Raw genomic sequence first — 16,582 nt, 5'->3', positions numbered from 1 at the left:
GATAATGCAATGGAATGGCTGGTCAAAAAATCGTGCTGCAATAAACAAGATAACAGACATGTACTTATGCTCTGCGATGCTGGCGGCGCGATAAAAATGATCGCCGAAGTGAAGAGTGACTTCGCCGTGAAAGTGGGGGATTTACTCTCACCTTTGCAGAATGCGCTTTACTGTATTAATCGTGAAAAGCTGCATACGGTGAAAGTCCTCTCGGCAAGCAGTTATAGCCCCGATGAGTGGGAACGGCAGTGTACAGCGGCAGGGAAAACTCAGTAACGTTGTTTTGTCGTGGGCAGGAAAATCAGCATCAACCCGCTCATAATACAGGCTACTCCTAGTAGTGCTTTCAGCGAAAAAGTCCCTTCCCAGCCGGGAAGTACCATTGAAGCAATCCATACCAGCACATAACTCATACTGAGCAAGGCATAGGCTTTGCTTAGCGCAAGTTTATGTAGCGTTTTATACCAACAAAAAACGGAAAGCAGATAACCCAGCAGCCCGAGTAACAGTATCCGGGCATCCAGCCCAAAAGCTAACAGCGCCGCGATAAAATCCCATAAGTGCGTCATCGGCGGCAGATGACTCGCCGCAAAACCCAGGCTTAATTGCGCAACTGAGGCAATAATGACGCTGAATAATCCCCACATCAGGCCCATTACACCGTACTCCCGAGGATCACAATGCCACCAATAATGAACGCCACCCCACACCAGTGACGCGGCGATACCGGTTCGTGCCACAGTTTTACTGCAGCCAGCGTCACCCAGACAAAATTCAGACTTAACATCGGGTAGGCAATGCCTACCGGTACGTTCTGCAAGACCAGCAGCCAGAGCACCATGGCAAGACCAAGACAAGCCAGCGCCAGTCCCAGCCACAGCACGATATGTTTGCGCCGTTTGTTTATCGCCACAAAGCAGGTTGCCTGTTTCTGACACAACTGCCCGGCAACGCTAAGCAAGCTGGCAAAGACTAATGTTAGCCAGATCATTTGGGACGATACTGAATCAGCACCAGACGCTCCTGACGATCGATGGCATCTGCGGGCGGAATGGCGAGACTGTTGATATCTTCATCGCGGTCAACCGAAAGCACGAGTGTAATAATCCCCTCCTGACGATGTTGATTAAGCCAGTTTGCGAACTCATCACCGCTGACAAATCTCCCTTTCGCATCCGGATAATTAAGGCCGTATTTCAACTCACCTGTCTGGCGATACATGATGATGTCATCGCGTTGCAGGCTCCATGCCAGACCTGCGGCAACACCGACGCTATCAGTAAGAATATAGCGGCTTGGCTGAAGTGATTCTTGTGTCATCTCGACAAAAAATTGCGGATGTTTTCCTTCCATGACTCTGTCAGGAATTGAAAATCCTACCAGCAACGCTAGCCCCAGCGGGCAAAGCGCGGCAAAAGACCAGGTCTTTTCGACGTTTGTTAAGGTGTACCAGCCGAAAAATGCCCATAGCGAAAAAATCGACCAGGCACAAAAGACTTTATAGCTCTCGAAGGTTTGCCACACCGGCGTGTTCATTGGTCCCCAGGGGGAGACCACAAATGTGGCAATAATGCCAGTGACGCCAAAAGCGATGTTAATCCAGCCATTAATCCGCAGCGCCAGAGGATTATTTTTTGCTGCCAGCAAAGCGTAATGCGCCATCAGCATTGCCAAAGGTGCAAAGCAAGAAAGAATATAGGTGGGCAATTTACCCTTAGCAACGGAGAAAAACAGCAGCGGCATTATCGTCCAGCTCAACAAATAGACGGTTGCGGAATGCTTGCGGTTTTTCCAGCCTGTGTATAGTGCACCGGGGAGTAATCCCAGCCACGGCAGGCTACCGGCAATGATGACCGGCACGTAGTACCAGAACGGGGCTCTGTGTTGGGCATCATCCAGTGCAAAGCGTTGAATATGCTCAACCCAGAAAAAATAGTGCCAGAAGTCAGGCTCCCGCTGCGCTATCGCCAGTCCCCAGGGGAGAACCGTCAGTACGCAACTGATAACCGCCAGCCAGCCGTAAATAAAGAGATCTTTCCAGCGTTTTTGCGTCGCTACCCATGGCAGCACGCTTAATACCGGCACGGCAAGGGCGAGAAAACCTTTGGTCATCACCCCCATGCCGCAGGTGATTCCCAGCAGTAAAAATCCTGCGCTTTTGCCTTTCCACGTCTGTGCCTGCATTGCCAGCCAGAAGCTGCACATTCCCGCCACCAGCCAGAAGGCAATAAACGGATCGAGCACGGCATAAGTGCCGATGGCATAGACAATAAACAATGAGAGATAAATTACTGTGGCGAGTAGAGCCAGACGTTTATCGCGCCATAAGCGCAGAGTAAACCAGGTCACCAGCGCGGCAGTTAACAGGGTCGCAAAGATAACGCCTGCCCGCACACCAAAGTTATTCGCGCCAAATAGCCATTGCCCAATGCTGTTAATCCAGTATCCGGCAATGGGTTTTTCAAAATAACGTAGCCCTAACAGATGGGGCACAATCCAGTCGCCGGATGCCAGCATTTCCCGACTGATTTCCGCATAACGCGTTTCATCTGGTTGCCAGAGCAGACGCGTGCTGATCGGTAACAGGTAATAGCAGGCAATAAACGCGAAGAGGCCGATAAGGTAACGTACCGATTTCATCAGCGACTACCCGCAATTTGTTGGCAACCCAGCCAGCCTTCACGTCCGGCAATATTTCCGCGAACAACTTGTCCGAGCGGCAACGTCTCTGATAACAGTTCGCTTAAAGGGCAAAATGTCACGCCTTCCTGAGCTGCGCGTTTGAGGAGATCCACAAAATTATGCTGATAAGCGCAGCCTTCAACTTCTGCATGAATGGTATAAACCGGCGTGCCTTTATCTCGCAGGATGCGGTTGAGTAACCAACCGTTAAAATCTTCTGCTTTCACATCCCGACCAATCACTTCATCCCAGGTGGGTAAGGTCACCGGAATTTGCGCAGTGCCAGGGTTTCCTGATTCGAGCAGTGGACGGAACGGCATGGCCCCACGGCAATCGCTGTTGTAGCGCAAATGGAACGCTTCTTTTGCTTCGATCACCTGCTGGTCGGCACGCCAGCCCGCAGCGGCAGAACAGGTTACCGGTTGACCGATAATCTCTTCCAGAGTGCGAAGGCCGCGTGCAATATCGTCGATCATTGTTTGCCGATCCCAGTTACCGCTACGGGCTTGCCAGGCATGGTGATCCCAGGCGTGCAGGCCGACTTCGTGATGTTTAGCCGCTTCACGAATGATATCGGCATTGGCATGACCAATCTCTTTACCTGGCCAGGCCGTACCTGCCAGTAAAATATCCCAGCCATAAAGCGATGCCGCGTTTGAGCGCAGCATCTTCCACAAAAACTGTGGCTTCACCAGTCGCCAGAGATGGCGGCCCATATTGTCCGGGCCGACGCTGAAAAAAATGCTGGCCTGAATATTATGCTTACTCAAGATTTCCAGCAGACGCGGCACGCCTTCACGGGTGCCACGAAAGGTATCGACATCAATGCGTAAGCCTACTTTGGTCATGATGGTTTATCCGTAAGATCAACGGTGCGCAGGAAGAAATCCAGCGTTTCGTCGATGGTTTCCTGCATATCAATTTTCGGCTCCCAGTCCAGGCAGCGGTGGGCATTGCGGATGCTCGGTTTACGATGCTCTACGTCCTGATATCCTTTGCCGTAGTAGCTGCTACTTTCGACAACGCGAAAGCCCGCAAACGGTGGGAAATGATGGCGCAGCGGATGTTTTTCGAAGCTCGCCAGCAGCATCTCGCCCAGTTCCTCAATGCTCGCTTCGTTCTCAGGATTGCCAATGTTGATAATTTCGCCGTCGCAGCGATTTCCCGCATTTTCGATAATGCGGTATAACGCCTCGATACCATCGCGAATATCAGTAAAGCAGCGTTTTTGTTTTCCGCCATCAATCAGCTTAATCGGTGAACCTTCTACCAGATTGAGAATGAGTTGCGTAATCGCGCGGGAGCTGCCGATTCGTGCCGCATTAAGGTTATCCAGTCGTGGTCCCATCCAGTTAAACGGGCGGAAGAGGGTGAACTGTAAACCCTCTTTTTCGCCATAGGCCCAGATCACCCGATCAAGTAATTGTTTTGATACCGAATAAATCCAGCGTGGTTTATTCACCGGGCCGACGATTAAATTAGAATGGTCCTCATCGAAGTATTTATCGCTACACATCCCATAAACTTCTGAAGTTGACGGGAAGATGATTCGCTTACGGTACTTCACGCAGTAGCGGATAATGCGCAGATTCTCTTCAAAATCGAGTTCAAATACGCGCAGCGGGTTGCGGGTATATTCAATCGGCGTGGCTATCGCCACCAGCGGCAAGACGACATCACATTTTTTGACGTGATACTCAATCCATTCGGAATGAATACTGATATCGCCTTCGACAAAGTGAAAATGCGGATGATTCAGAAAACGGCTTATCGCATCGCTGCCAATATCCAGACCGTAAACTTCATAATGATCTTCGCGCAGCAGGCGTTCTGTCAGATGGTTGCCAATAAAGCCATTCACCCCGAGGATGAGTACCCGGGTACGGCGTCGGGCGGCACAGGCAGGCTGGCTATTCAAGCGTGAACCTTGCACCAGGCCCAGCGTCTGCGCTAATTGCGAGCCCTGCATAGTAATGCCGTCGCCCGCCTGTCCGGTGACGATTTCCAGCGCGCCATCGCCACAGGCAATCAGCAACGGCGCAACAGAAATCACGCTCCCCGGCTGTGCTTTGCTGGCATGAGGATGAACACGCGACGACCAGACGGTGAATTTCTGATTGCCAGCATAGCTGAAGGCACCCGGCCACGGATCGGCAACGGCACGTACCATGTTGTGCAGTACGGATGCCGGCTTATACCATTCGAGGAAACTGTCATCCGGCGTTCTGCGACCAAAACAGGTGGCTTCGTTTTCGCGCTGGGCGACTTCCAGAATATTACCGTGTTTAATGGCGGGTAATGTCTGTTCCAGTAGCTGGCGCGCAGCATGGCACAATTTATGATGCAGCGTAATGGCGATATCATCTGGCGCAATGGCAACGCGCAGTTGCGCCACAATGGCCCCGGCATCGGCACGTGTCACCATTCGGTGCAATGTAACGCCCGTTTCCGTTTCACCGTTCACCAGCACCCAGTTCAGCGGCGCGCGACCACGATATTTTGGTAACAGCGAACCATGCAGATTAAATGCACCTGCGGGAGCGAGCTGCAAAATTTCGTCGCAAATAAGATGGCGATAATAAAAAGAGAAAATCACCTCTGGCGACAGTTGGGCAATGCGTTCCACCCACAGCGGATGATTAACGTCATCCGGCGCATAAACCGGAATGCCTCTTTCCGCCGCCAGACGAGCCACAGAACCATAAAAGGCTTTTTCACCGGGATTATCGGTATGGGTAAAAATGGCGCTAATTTCGTAACCGGCAGCCAGCAGGGCTTCAATACCGAGGCATCCCATATCGTGGTAGGCAAAAACGACGGTTTTCATTATTCATTTTCCTTGCTAGATGGACGGATAACTTGCTGAACAAAATAGCGGGGGCGGGCGCGGACATCGGTGTAGATCCTGCCGATATATTCACCGAGTAATCCCATGCCGATAAACTGAGCGCCAATAAAAGTAAACAGCACGGCAAATAGCATAAAGACGCCTTCTGCCGCCCATTGTGGTCCGAAGGTCAGGCGTAAAATCACCAGCAGCACCGCAATGCTAAAACCTCCAATCGCAATAATGCTGCCGAGCAGACTCAGCATACGTAGCGGCGTTGTGGTAAGGCAGGTCACCAGGTCGTACATCAAATTAATCAGGCGCATAAAACTGTATTTGGATTCACCAAACTCACGCTCGGCATGATGCACTGGAATTTCAATGGCACGGCGGGCGAAGATATTCGCCAGAATCGGGATAAAGGTGCTGCGTTCATGGCAGTGCAACATCGCATCGACAATATGACGGCGATAGGCGCGCAACATACAACCGTAGTCACCCATCGCTTTGCCGGTGGTGCGCTGAATAAGCCGGTTAATCATCTTCGAAGCGGTTTTGCGAAACCAGCTGTCCTGGCGGTTCTGGCGTACAGTCCCTACCACGTCGTAACCTTCATCGGCTTTTGCCACCAGACGGGGGATCTCCTCTGGCGGATTCTGGAGATCGGCATCGAGGGTAATAATTAAGTCGCCAGTAACGTGACTGAATCCCGCCATAATCGCTGAATGCTGCCCGTAATTGCGGTTAAGCAAAATAGACACAATATGGCTGTTCTCCGCTTGTGAGGCTTCGACCAGCATATGCGCGGAATTATCGCTACTGCCGTCATCAATCAGCAGGATCTCATACTCTTTCCCCAGTGATTCACAGGCTGTGGTGGTGCGCCTGATTAATTCCGGTAAGCTTTCCTGCTCGTTATAAACGGGAATAACCACCGAGACTTTCTTAACAGGGTGGATTTCAAACATGGCTTATTGTCCTGCGAGTTGCTGGAGGGCTGTGATGACGCGGTCGGCATCGGCGGTAGTCATATCCGGGAACAGCGGCAACGAACAGATGCGTTCGCTATTCCATTCGGTATTCGGTAACGACAGCGTGGGAAAACGCTCGCGATAATATTTTTGTGTGTGAGCGGCGCGGAAATGTAACCCGGTACCAATACCTCTTTCTTTTAACGCTTCCATCAACACATCGCGACTGATACCACAACGTTGTTCATCGACACGAATAATAAACAGATGCCAGGCGTGAACGTGCGACCAGGCGGGAAGGCTTAATGGCTGAAAGGGGAGAGCTGCCAGTGCTTGCTGATATTGCTGGGCAATTTCGCGCCGACGGGTGTTGAGGTGCTCTAATTTAGCTAACTGTGTCAGGGCAATCGCGGCGTTAATATCGGTCAGATTGTACTTATAGCCCGGCGTTAAGACTTCAGCCTGCGGTGCACGGCCCCAGGTTTGTCTGTCATAGGCATCGATACCCAGACCGTGAAATTTCAGCATCCGTAGCTGGCAGGCAAGATTTTCATTATCAGTAACAATCAGGCCACCTTCCGCACAGGTAATATTTTTGATGGCGTGAAACGAAAAAATAGCGGTACCTTTTGCGCCAATATGTCGCCCTTTGTAATACGTACCGACGGCATGGGCTGCATCTTCGATAACTGCGATGCCGTAACGTTCGCCAATGGCGCGAATGGCGTCAATATCTGCTGGCGCACCGGCATAATGCACCGGTATGATGGCTTTAGTGCGTGGCGTAATGGCTGATTCGATCGCTTCAGGCGTGACCATCAGCGTATCGCGATCGACATCCACCATTACCGGCGTTGCACCCTGCAAGGAAATCATATTGAGGGTTGAAACCCAGGTCAGGGAAGGCGTAATCACTTCATCGCCCTTGCCAATTTCCAACGCCATTAGCGTGATATGCATTCCGGCGGTGGCTGAACTGACCGCGATGGCATGCTGATTTCCCGTCAACTGGCAAAAGGCTTGTTCAAGCGCGTGATTCTTCGGACCGGTTGTGATCCAACCGGATTCGAGAACCTCTTTAACTGCAGCGAGTTCCTCCACGCCCATTGCTGGTCGCGAAAAAGGCAAAAATTCTGACATTGCTTTTCCTTCCGCCATTGAATACCTGTCCACTTATATTTGCTATAAAGAGTGTTGTGTATATTTTGCCATTTGGAGCGAAATTTTAAGGATAGAATATTAACTTAACCTTAAGAAACTAATATTAGACGTAAATATTGAAATTTTTATATTTTTTCTTATTTAGGCTTTGCATTTGGCAAAATTTTGAGGCATTTTGCCGGCATCGCAGGATTTTTAATATTACACCAACTGCTAATTATCGCCAGAAATGTCGCTCAATTTCACGGTAATTGTCTGGTTGCGCTTGTCTATAGGTGGAGTTTACGTGTTAGCTTTTTGCCGCTCTTCGTTGAAGTCAAAAAAATATTTCATCATTTTACTGGCGCTCGCTGCAATTGCCGGACTGGGTACTCATGCCGCCTGGAGTAGCAATGGTTTGCCACGTATCGACAATAAAACACTGGCCAGACTGGCACAACAGCACCCGGTTGTCGTTTTGTTTCGCCATGCTGAACGTTGCGATCGTTCAACCAATCAATGCTTGTCAGATAAAACAGGTATTACGGTCAAAGGTACCCAGGATGCCCGAGAACTGGGCAAGGCTTTTAGTGCTGATATCCCTGATTTCGATCTCTATTCCAGTAATACCGTCCGGACCATTCAGTCGGCGACCTGGTTTTCAGCGGGTAAAAAATTGACGGTAGATAAACGACTTCTTCAGTGCGGTAATGAGATTTATAGTGCAATTAAGGACTTACAAAGCAAAGCGCCTGATAAAAATATCGTTATTTTCACCCATAATCATTGCCTGACATATATTGCTAAAGATAAGCGTGATGCGACATTTAAACCTGATTATCTGGATGGTTTAGTCATGCATGTGGAAAAAGGCAAAGTTTATCTGGATGGGGAATTCGTTAATCACTAAATTTTCAATCTGACAGCCAGTAATGGCTGTCATCATTGTTACAGAAGACCTTTCAAACGTAACGTTTTTCGGGTGGCGACATTCAAATCATAGTGCGCCAGATCTTCAGGTTTTACCCACGCGTAGTCCTGAAACTCTTCGTTTATTTTCACTTCTCGGTTGGCAGAAACGCAGTCAAAAATCAGGTAAATCATATAAATCTCTTCCTTGCGACCATCTGGATACGTTTTGGTGCGAATATCATCGCTGAAGGTCCACGGCTTGATTTCTGTCAAAAGCAGCTGTTCTCCCAGTTCTTCGCGAATTTCGCGGCGTAGTGCCTCTTCAATTCGTTCGCCGGGCTCCACGCCGCCACCCGAAAGCGCCCATTGACCGGGGAAAACGCCGCGATCGTCGGCCATTTTACACAGCAAATAAGCACCATCATTTTGAATCAAAGGGCATACAATAGTCCGTTGTCGCACAGGGGTATTCCTTATAAATAAATAGAAACCATGAGAATACGGTAACTCAGAAATATGTGAAAGTGACAGTAATCTCTTTTGCGATGATAACTGCACTTATTATTATTTTTGTGTGTATCGGTAAACTGTGTTTATTTTTTCGGCGTTTAATTATTTAAGAAGTATTTAGTTACAATAAGTGACTAGATCCCTTTTTTCGCTCATTGAATCCTCTGCGCCAGGCAGTACAATCCCGCAGCTTTGGGAATTTTGATTAATTGCTTGTGGGAAAGGGGATAATGAAAAAAATTGCGCTAGCAGGTCTGGCCGGAATGCTGTTGGTTTCTGCATCGGTCAATGCAATGAGCATCAGCGGCCAGGCGGGTAAAGAATACACCAATATTGGTGTCGGTTTTGGGACTGAATCGACGGGCCTGGCTTTAAGCGGTAACTGGACACATAACGACGACGACGGTGACGTCGCGGGCGTGGGGCTGGGGTTGAATCTGCCTCTCGGGCCGTTAATGGCGACCGTTGGCGGAAAAGGCGTTTACACCAACCCGAATTACGGCGATGAAGGTTATGCCGCAGCGGTAGGAGGTGGTTTGCAGTGGAAAATTGGCAACAGCTTCCGTTTGTTTGGCGAGTATTACTACTCTCCGGATTCACTCTCCAGCGGTATTAAAAGTTATGAGGAAGCGAATGCTGGCGCGCGTTACACCATTATGCGTCCAGTCAGTATTGAGGCGGGTTATCGCTACCTGAATCTGTCGGGTAAAGACGGCAACCGCGACAACGCCGTGGCTGACGGCCCGTATGTTGGGGTTAACGCCAGTTTCTGATCCCTTCCGGCGCGGCATTCTGCCGCGCCATTCAGTTTCTTACTACGCCTTATCTCCCTTTGCGTTATAGTGATTCGATAACAAAAGCAGGAGATAACCATGTTAAAAGTGGAAATGCTATCCACCGGGGATGAAGTGTTACACGGGCAAATCGTTGACACTAACGCTGCCTGGCTGGCCGATTTTTTCTTTCATCAGGGGTTGCCATTATCTCGCCGCAATACGGTGGGGGATAACCTTGATGACTTAGTGACCATTCTTCGCGAACGTAGTCAGCACGCCGATGTGCTGATCGTTAACGGCGGGCTGGGACCGACCAGCGATGATTTAAGCGCACTCGCCGCTGTAACAGCAAAAGGTGAAGGCCTGGTGCTGCATGAAGCCTGGCTCAAAGAGATGGAACGCTATTTCCACGAACGTGGACGAGTAATGGCACCGAGCAACCGTAAACAAGCGGAGCTGCCTGCCAGTGCTGAATTTATCAATAACCCGGTAGGCACCGCCTGTGGTTTTGCCGTGCAGCTTAATCGTTGCCTGATGTTCTTTACTCCCGGCGTACCGTCAGAATTTAAGGTGATGGTCGAGCACGAAATCCTGCCGCGTCTGCGCGAGCGTTTTTCTTTACCACAGCCGCCGGTTTGCCTGCGTTTGACTACCTTTGGTCGTTCGGAAAGCGATCTGGCACAAAGCCTGGACACTCTACAACTGCCGCCGGGCGTAACAATGGGCTATCGCTCCTCAATGCCGATCATCGAACTGAAACTCACCGGACCGGCAAGCGAGCAACAGGCGATGGAAAAACTGTGGCTGGACGTTAAACGTGTTGCCGGACAGAGCGTGATTTTCGAAGGCACCGAAGGACTGCCCGCGCAGATCAGTCGCGAATTGCAAAACCGCCAGTTCAGCCTGACGTTGAGCGAGCAATTCACCGGTGGTTTATTGGCTTTGCAACTTTCTCGCGCAGGTGCTCCACTGCTGGCGTGTGAAGTGGTTCCTTCACAGGAAGAAACCCTGGCGCAAACTGCGCACTGGATTACAGAACGGCGGGCCAACCATTTTGCCGGGCTGGCACTGGCTGTTTCGGGTTTCGAGAACGAGCATCTCAACTTTGCGCTAGCCACGCCAGATGGCACTTTCGCTCTGCGTGTGCGTTTCAGCACTACACGCTACAGCCTGGCTATCCGTCAGGAAGTGTGCGCAATGATGGCACTGAATATGCTACGCCGTTGGTTAAACGGCCAGGACATTGCCAGTGAGCATGGCTGGATTGAGGTTGTTGAGTCGTTGATGCTGTCGCCACAGGGGGCATGAAAGAGGGCGCGCCGGGGAGAAGGCTTTTACCCGGCACGTTGTCGCATTCATTGCAGGCTTAATGGAGCGAGATCGGCCTCGGTTAGCTGGGTTGTTGCCAGCACCAGGTCACGATCGATACCCTGCTCCAGCATGCGCAAGGCAATTTTAATGGCTTGTTCATGCATGCCTTCCTGCAAACCTTCTAATTTACCTTCTTGCCAGCCTTCAATTTTACCTTCCTGCCAGCCAATTTGATGTCCTTCCTGCCGTAGCCGTTCAGCAATAGTCATTAATCTCTCCTTTTGTAGTGGTGAACGTTCGGCAATCTCCTGAATAAAACGGGTGAAACGGGAGGTATCGCCGCATTGCAGCAGATAATTAAACAGTGTTTGTAGCTGGCTGTCATTAGTGAAGCCTCTAACCAAAAGCGTGGTGATCCTGTCGACCATACCGATTAAATCGCGGTCGCGAATATGCTTTTGAATCAGTTCAAGCAGAGCTATACGCCGATGTTGCATGATCTCATCGTCAGGTACGATGGTAATATCCACCAACGGAAAAGCTTCGGTGTACAACTGCCGGGCAAGTTGCGGATCGTCAAACTCATCCAGCCAGTTGAGTGAGTACGGGTAGGGCGAGGTTTCGCCATGATAAAACAGCAACGGCACCACCAGCGGGACTCTGTCATAGCCTTTGTCCAGGTGACGCTGCATGGCGGCAGTGGCATAGCGCATTAGCCGAAAAGCCATATTCTTTTCTGCAGAGCTTTGATGTTCAATCACGCAGTAGATATAGCCGTCACCGTCGCTGGTTTCCACGGACCACAAAACATCCGAGTAGTAAGCGCGTAAACTTTTTTCAATAAAACTAGTGGGTTCCAGGCGTAAGGTTTGCAGGTTGCAAAGCTTGCGCAGTGGTTCAGGTAAATGTATTTCGAGAAAATCCCGTGCGGTTTCGGGTGTGAACATAAAGGTTTTAAATACTGCATCATGCGGGGAGGAGGTTGTTGATTCGGTCATGGTTGTCCGTCACCTGATATTTATGATGACGCGACATTACGGTTATCCCAGGCCTTTGACATCTGCCAGTTTCAGCCTTTGCGAGACGTTTTCAGAGGAATTTTCACTGCGTTGCAACGCATACATTGGGCACGGAATCGTGTACGCAAAAATGCCCGGTAACCACATGCTTACCGGGCATCAGAAAGGAGTTTAAGCCAGCGCCTGGGCCAGTAGCGTAATCGGATGTTCGCAGCGAAGACTTGTGGACATCTCAATCTGCCATTTACAGGTTTCGCAGTCGGTGACCACCAGATCTGCGCCGCTTTCTTCTATCTGGCGGAACAGTGGTGCGCCGATGGCTTGTGAGGTGGGGTAGTTCTCTTTTTTGAAACCGTAAGTACCCGCAATACCGCAGCACTGGGAATCCAGCACCGTTAATTCAAGCCCCGGGATGTTACGCAACAGCTCCAGGGTGTAGAGCGTCCAGCCCATTTTTTCCATATGGCACGGAGTGTGATAAACCACTTTCAGCGGCAGCGGTTTCAGCGGTAACGTTTTGCCTTCGTCCAGCTTGCGCCACAGCCAGCGGGTCGCCAGTTCGATATGATCGCGCAAGCCTTTATTGTCGACATTCAGCACTTCCGGGTATTCGTCGCGCAGGGCAAATGTACAGGTTGAGGAGGTGGCAATCACCGGAATGCCTTTTACTCCCACAGCTTCGCGGATCGACTCTACATTCGTAATTGCCTGTTTGCGTGCTTTATCGGTAAAGCCGTTGGCGATTAGCGGTACGCCGCAGCATTTTTCTTTGCTGAGCAGTTGTACACCGGTACCCATTGCGTTGAGCACTTTAATTAAATCTTTGCCTAACTGCGGATGGTTGTAGTTAACGAAGCAGCCGTGAAAGAAAGCGACCTGGTCTTTATACTGCGCTTGCTGAGCCGCCACGCTGCGATACCAGCGACGGAACGTGCCGAAGGAGTATTTCGGTAGCGTACGGCGATGATCGATTTTTAACGCCGCATCAAGCAGCTGCCGCACCGGTTTCAGCGAGGTAGCGGTGTTGACAATTGGTGCGAACGGCGTGGAAACGCTACCCATCAGGTCGGTATGACTCAACACAAAATTACGCAGCGACGGGCGCGTGGTGTCATATTTCGCCCGCGCGCGCTGGATGATATCGCCAATCTTCACATCGGACGGGCAGGCGACTTCACAACGTTTGCAGTTGATACAATATTTCAGCGCCTCGTCATACAGTGCGCCATCTTTTAAACGCAGACGCTCGCCATCCGGCCCGGCTTGTTTTGGCCCTGGATAACCGGGATTCACCCGGCTCACTGGGCAGGCGGTGGTGCAGACGGTGCACTTAATGCAGTTTTCGAAGCTGGTGTCATTCATTGTTGGCCTCCTGCGCGTTGGGCAATCTGTTGAGCGGCATGTAAAGCACTGACGGCACAAACACCGCCGCCGCATCCCTGGGCGATGGGATCAAATCCGCCCAGCACCGAACCGATGGCAAACAGGTTTTCAATGGTTTGCCCTGCCTGCGACGGGCGTAGCGTCTGATCAGTGGTTACACCGAACTGCTGCCACGGTTGCGGCGCAAAAAAATCTCCCTTATACCATTCACCCCGCGTGGCGGTTTGTAGCACATCAAGGCCGAGAATCGGCTCTCGAATGCCGTTACGTTCCGCTACCAGTCCGCCACTAAAGAAACTGCCGCTGGCGAGAACCGCGAAACGTGGACGTAGCGGGATATCGGCGTGATTGCGGGTCCAGATTTCATTCACTACGCCATTTTTACAGGTCACTTTTTTCACTTCATCGCCCGGCATCCACACGCCACCCTGGCGCACAAACTGGCGCTGTAACTGGTTTTGCAGACGAATGCCCAGCACGGAAGGCGGCAGCGTTGGCAAAAGCATCAGTGAACAAGGTAGTTTTTCATTCAACCAACGCCACAGTTTGTCATCGGCCAGGCCGAAGCAGGCGGGCATCAGGATCATTTCGCAGGTATTGGCGACAGGAATAAGCGCATCAAGTAACAGCGACCAGTTTTCTTCATTATCAAGGAAACGGGCGATATTCACCGCGCGGAACTCGGTGGCGTTATTGCGCAGGACATCCAGTTCCGGCAGCTCTATTTCTGCGGTTTCAACCGAAAGATCCAGTTCACGCAACGAAGCTGCCGCAAGGTGCGCCTGAAAATCCATCAGCCCGCTTATCCCCACTACACATATCTTCTTCGCGGGTAGCGGCCAGACGGGGACTTCTGGCGAACTTAGCCAGGTAGAGCGCAGAGTGCCGAGCGGCGTAATCCGCTGGTGAGGCAGTTCTACGCTGCCCTGCAATTGCGCACCGCTTTCAGCGATTAATGCCTGCGCCTGGCAAGCGAGATCGAGCACGCGTTGTGGCCCGAGAAGAGAGTAAGGATGTGCAGGTGCCTGCTGACGCAAAGATTCCAGTCCACTGTGAATGTCTGTCACAGCTTGACCATCTGGCAGATGGCTCAGCAAATCCAGCGAACCGGATGAGAAATGCAGCGCGCTTTGACCACGCGTGACAATGGCACAGCGCAGGCCGTGTTTTTGCAGTTGCAGGCCACAGAGTAATCCGGCGAGGCCGCCGCCCATAATGATAGTATCAAAGCGCATCTTTCTGCTCCTTCTCCAGACCACACAGTCCCTGATAAACCCAGCGGGTAAATTCGCTTTCGCGCAGTGCATCTCCCCAGGCGATGGGTTGCACGCCTTTCCAGCGTTCGTTAAGGAAGGTGGAAAGTTGCTCGATAGATTGCGCGGACGTCGTGACGTTAAAACGTTGCAGCAGTCCAGCAGCGCGGCAGGCGCAGAGTTCGCCCTGGCAGGTACCCATCCCCACACGGGTACGACGGCGTAAATCCAGCAGGCTATTAACGTTTAAATTTTCTACCGCGTACTGCACTTCACCCGCAGTTACCGCTTCGCACTCACATACCAGGCTACGGTGCAGACGGCCTTCGCTCAGCCAGGCAGGCGTGCGATCGCCATGACGATAAACCGCAGAACCGCGCAGCGGGGCAGGCAGGGAGATGACTTTACGCAAGGTAACTTCAGCGGGTTCCTGTGAACCCGGAAGTGCCAGATCGGCGGTCGTACAGGGGCGCGTGTTGCCCAGTTTGCGGCATACCGCGTCGGTAGCCCATTCAGCCATCAGCCGATAGGTCATCAGTTTGCCACCGGTGATGGTGATAAATCCGTCCAGACCATCGCGTTCAGCATGGTCGAGCAGCACGATGCCACGGCTGACGTTACGTCCGCTCGGGTCGTCATCGCTGGCAACCAGCGGGCGCACGCCAGAATAGGCCCGCAAAATGCGCGTTTTCGCCATCACGGGGGCCAGTTTTTCCCCTTCACGCAGCAGAATATCAACCTCTTCTGCCGTCACTCGATTATCGTCAATCTCGTTGTAATCAATACGTAAAGAGGTGGTGCCAATCAGCGAAATGGTATCGCCAGGCACCAGAATATCGGCGTCGGAAGGTTTACGGCAGCGGTTGATCACATGCTGGTTAATGCGGTGACCCATGATCAGCAGCGTTCCTTTCGCCGGGAACATGCGAATGCGCAGATCGGCATATTCGGCAATGTGTTGCCCCCAGATCCCAGCGGCATTAACCACGACAGGTGCATGAAGGGCCTGAGTTTCGCCGGTGAGATGGTTACGTACACGAACACCGCACACCGTCGCGCCTTCACGAATCAGCCCCGTGACTTCATGAGCGGTAAGGATAACGGCACCGTGTTCTTTGGCATCCAGCATGTTTGCTGCGGTCAGACGAAATGGATCAACGGTGCCATCCGGAACTTTCACCGCGCCAATCAGTGCCGGGTTAACGGCAGGTTCGATAATGCGCGCTTGCTGCGGGTCTATAGCTTCTGCGCTGATCCCTGCTTCTTCGCAGGCGCGAATAAAAGTGGCCTGGAAGGAGAGGTCATCTTCCGGCAGGGTGATAAACAGGCCGTTGGTTGGTTCAACGCAGTGACGTGCAATGCGTTTCAGGATCTGGTTTTCACTAATGCATTCGCGTGCCGATTCCGCATCGGTTACCGCATAGCGCGCACCGCTGTGCAGCAGGCCGTGGTTACGCCCGGTGGCACCGGTTGCGATGTCGTGGCGCTCAACCAAAATCACGCGCAGCCCGCGCAGGGCACAGTCGCGGGCAATCCCGGCTCCCGTTGCGCCGCCGCCAATGATAATCACGTCACTTGATTGCGAGTCGCGAGTTTTCATTGTTATCCCTCTGAAGTTCGTTTTTTACTATTTAGCCATAGTAAAAACATGAATTGTTTGATTTCGCGCATATTCGCTCATAATTCGAAAGTGAAACGTGATTTCATGCGTCATTCTGAACATTTTCACCATCGTATTTAATAATGTGTGCGGTAATTCACATTTAATTTATGAATGTTTTCTTAACATCGCGGCAAC

At 51.4% G+C, this 16,582-nt stretch carries 16 protein-coding genes; 4 read left to right on the top strand and 12 right to left on the bottom strand.

The genetic code is table 11. From position 1 onward, the window contains the following. Nucleotides 1-9: 9 nt before the first annotated feature. Entirely contained in the window at nt 10-276 is a 267-nt protein-coding gene (pmrD, locus tag OQV04_RS02950) for a signal transduction protein PmrD (protein WP_001297080.1), read from the top strand. On the opposite strand, the gene arnF is transcribed toward pmrD, so the two are convergent. Genes arnF through arnB form a run of 7 tightly spaced genes read right to left on the bottom strand, consistent with a single transcriptional unit; the run spans nt 270 to nt 7,620 of the window. Beyond that, entirely contained in the window at nt 270-656 is a 387-nt protein-coding gene (gene arnF / locus OQV04_RS02945; RefSeq protein WP_000523880.1) for a 4-amino-4-deoxy-L-arabinose-phosphoundecaprenol flippase subunit ArnF, read from the bottom strand. The genes pmrD and arnF overlap by 7 nt on opposite strands. Further along, nucleotides 656-991: a 4-amino-4-deoxy-L-arabinose-phosphoundecaprenol flippase subunit ArnE gene (arnE, locus tag OQV04_RS02940; RefSeq protein ID WP_000638031.1), complete on the bottom strand. Its 336-nt coding sequence runs from the start codon at nt 989-991 to the stop codon at nt 656-658. Before arnE ends, arnF begins: the two co-directional genes overlap by 1 nt. After that, nucleotides 988-2,640: a lipid IV(A) 4-amino-4-deoxy-L-arabinosyltransferase gene (gene arnT / locus OQV04_RS02935; protein WP_032281257.1), complete on the bottom strand. Its 1,653-nt coding sequence runs from the start codon at nt 2,638-2,640 to the stop codon at nt 988-990. Before arnT ends, arnE begins: the two co-directional genes overlap by 4 nt. Continuing rightward, nucleotides 2,640-3,530: a 4-deoxy-4-formamido-L-arabinose-phosphoundecaprenol deformylase gene (gene arnD, locus OQV04_RS02930; RefSeq protein ID WP_000169737.1), complete on the bottom strand. Its 891-nt coding sequence runs from the start codon at nt 3,528-3,530 to the stop codon at nt 2,640-2,642. The genes arnT and arnD overlap by 1 nt, the downstream gene beginning before the upstream one ends. Next, the gene (arnA, locus tag OQV04_RS02925) at nt 3,527-5,509 is read right to left on the bottom strand and encodes a bifunctional UDP-4-amino-4-deoxy-L-arabinose formyltransferase/UDP-glucuronic acid oxidase ArnA (RefSeq protein ID WP_032288236.1); all 1,983 of its coding nucleotides are present in this window, start codon (nt 5,507-5,509) and stop codon (nt 3,527-3,529) included. The genes arnD and arnA overlap by 4 nt, the downstream gene beginning before the upstream one ends. Then, a complete protein-coding gene (gene arnC / locus OQV04_RS02920; RefSeq protein WP_000461657.1) occupies nt 5,509-6,477 on the bottom strand; it encodes an undecaprenyl-phosphate 4-deoxy-4-formamido-L-arabinose transferase in 969 nt (322 codons plus the stop codon). Before arnC ends, arnA begins: the two co-directional genes overlap by 1 nt. Before the next feature lie 3 nt (nt 6,478-6,480). Next, nucleotides 6,481-7,620 (bottom strand): UDP-4-amino-4-deoxy-L-arabinose aminotransferase, encoded by a 1,140-nt coding sequence (gene arnB / locus OQV04_RS02915; RefSeq protein WP_247806612.1) that lies wholly within the window; start codon nt 7,618-7,620, stop codon nt 6,481-6,483. A gap of 307 nt (nt 7,621-7,927) precedes the next feature. Between arnB and ais the strand changes: the two genes are divergently transcribed. After that, nucleotides 7,928-8,530, top strand: a complete 603-nt coding sequence (gene ais, locus OQV04_RS02910; protein WP_001625543.1) for a lipopolysaccharide core heptose(II)-phosphate phosphatase Ais — start codon at nt 7,928-7,930, stop codon at nt 8,528-8,530. A gap of 38 nt (nt 8,531-8,568) precedes the next feature. On the opposite strand, the gene nudI is transcribed toward ais, so the two are convergent. Then, on the bottom strand, nt 8,569-8,994 hold the full coding sequence (nudI, locus tag OQV04_RS02905) for a nucleoside triphosphatase NudI (protein ID WP_032281253.1): 426 nt from the start codon (nt 8,992-8,994) through the stop codon (nt 8,569-8,571). Between the two features lie 278 nt (nt 8,995-9,272). Here nudI and OQV04_RS02900 point away from each other — a divergent pair, with 278 nt between their 5' ends. Together OQV04_RS02900 and OQV04_RS02895 are read left to right on the top strand one after the other, a co-directional pair. Further along, entirely contained in the window at nt 9,273-9,815 is a 543-nt protein-coding gene (locus OQV04_RS02900; protein WP_001301623.1) for a YfaZ family outer membrane protein, read from the top strand. A 99-nt stretch (nt 9,816-9,914) separates the two neighbouring features. Further along, nucleotides 9,915-11,126 (top strand): nicotinamide mononucleotide deamidase-related protein YfaY, encoded by a 1,212-nt coding sequence (locus tag OQV04_RS02895; protein WP_032281251.1) that lies wholly within the window; start codon nt 9,915-9,917, stop codon nt 11,124-11,126. Between the two features lie 47 nt (nt 11,127-11,173). On the opposite strand, the gene OQV04_RS02890 is transcribed toward OQV04_RS02895, so the two are convergent. From OQV04_RS02890 to glpA, 4 genes are all read right to left on the bottom strand, one after another. After that, nucleotides 11,174-12,127, bottom strand: coding sequence for an ISNCY family transposase (locus tag OQV04_RS02890; protein ID WP_032281250.1), 954 nt, complete (start codon nt 12,125-12,127; stop codon nt 11,174-11,176). 192 nt (nt 12,128-12,319) lie between these two features. Continuing rightward, nucleotides 12,320-13,510 carry an anaerobic glycerol-3-phosphate dehydrogenase subunit GlpC gene (gene glpC, locus OQV04_RS02885; RefSeq protein WP_001000379.1) on the bottom strand — a complete coding sequence of 397 codons (1,191 nt, stop codon included), beginning with the start codon at nt 13,508-13,510 and terminating at the stop codon, nt 12,320-12,322. Further along, entirely contained in the window at nt 13,507-14,766 is a 1,260-nt protein-coding gene (glpB, locus tag OQV04_RS02880) for a glycerol-3-phosphate dehydrogenase subunit GlpB (RefSeq protein WP_032281249.1), read from the bottom strand. Before glpB ends, glpC begins: the two co-directional genes overlap by 4 nt. Then, nucleotides 14,756-16,384 (bottom strand): anaerobic glycerol-3-phosphate dehydrogenase subunit A, encoded by a 1,629-nt coding sequence (gene glpA / locus OQV04_RS02875; protein WP_274446452.1) that lies wholly within the window; start codon nt 16,382-16,384, stop codon nt 14,756-14,758. Before glpA ends, glpB begins: the two co-directional genes overlap by 11 nt. Between the last annotated feature and the right edge of the window lie 198 nt (nt 16,385-16,582).

Origin of the sequence: Escherichia sp. Lx600-2 (assembly GCF_036662595.1) — a bacterium.
Classification (GTDB): Bacteria; Pseudomonadota; Gammaproteobacteria; order Enterobacterales; family Enterobacteriaceae; genus Escherichia; species Escherichia coli.
This window is presented reverse-complemented; position numbering and strand designations above follow the sequence as displayed.

What these genes read in the sequence shown, in the direction of transcription:
- arnB (WP_247806612.1), bottom strand. Translation starts at nt 7,620, where the DNA reads ATGTCAGAATTTTTGCCTTTTTCGCGACCAGCAATGGGCGTGGAGGAA.
- arnD (WP_000169737.1), bottom strand. Translation starts at nt 3,530, where the DNA reads ATGACCAAAGTAGGCTTACGCATTGATGTCGATACCTTTCGTGGCACC.
- glpB (WP_032281249.1), bottom strand. Translation starts at nt 14,766, where the DNA reads ATGCGCTTTGATACTATCATTATGGGCGGCGGCCTCGCCGGATTACTC.
- OQV04_RS02890 (WP_032281250.1), bottom strand. Translation starts at nt 12,127, where the DNA reads ATGACCGAATCAACAACCTCCTCCCCGCATGATGCAGTATTTAAAACC.
- OQV04_RS02900 (WP_001301623.1), top strand. Translation starts at nt 9,273, where the DNA reads ATGAAAAAAATTGCGCTAGCAGGTCTGGCCGGAATGCTGTTGGTTTCT.
- arnA (WP_032288236.1), bottom strand. Translation starts at nt 5,509, where the DNA reads ATGAAAACCGTCGTTTTTGCCTACCACGATATGGGATGCCTCGGTATT.
- pmrD (WP_001297080.1), top strand. Translation starts at nt 10, where the DNA reads ATGGAATGGCTGGTCAAAAAATCGTGCTGCAATAAACAAGATAACAGA.
- arnF (WP_000523880.1), bottom strand. Translation starts at nt 656, where the DNA reads ATGGGCCTGATGTGGGGATTATTCAGCGTCATTATTGCCTCAGTTGCG.
- arnT (WP_032281257.1), bottom strand. Translation starts at nt 2,640, where the DNA reads ATGAAATCGGTACGTTACCTTATCGGCCTCTTCGCGTTTATTGCCTGC.
- glpA (WP_274446452.1), bottom strand. Translation starts at nt 16,384, where the DNA reads ATGAAAACTCGCGACTCGCAATCAAGTGACGTGATTATCATTGGCGGC.
- OQV04_RS02895 (WP_032281251.1), top strand. Translation starts at nt 9,915, where the DNA reads ATGTTAAAAGTGGAAATGCTATCCACCGGGGATGAAGTGTTACACGGG.
- arnC (WP_000461657.1), bottom strand. Translation starts at nt 6,477, where the DNA reads ATGTTTGAAATCCACCCTGTTAAGAAAGTCTCGGTGGTTATTCCCGTT.
- arnE (WP_000638031.1), bottom strand. Translation starts at nt 991, where the DNA reads ATGATCTGGCTAACATTAGTCTTTGCCAGCTTGCTTAGCGTTGCCGGG.
- glpC (WP_001000379.1), bottom strand. Translation starts at nt 13,510, where the DNA reads ATGAATGACACCAGCTTCGAAAACTGCATTAAGTGCACCGTCTGCACC.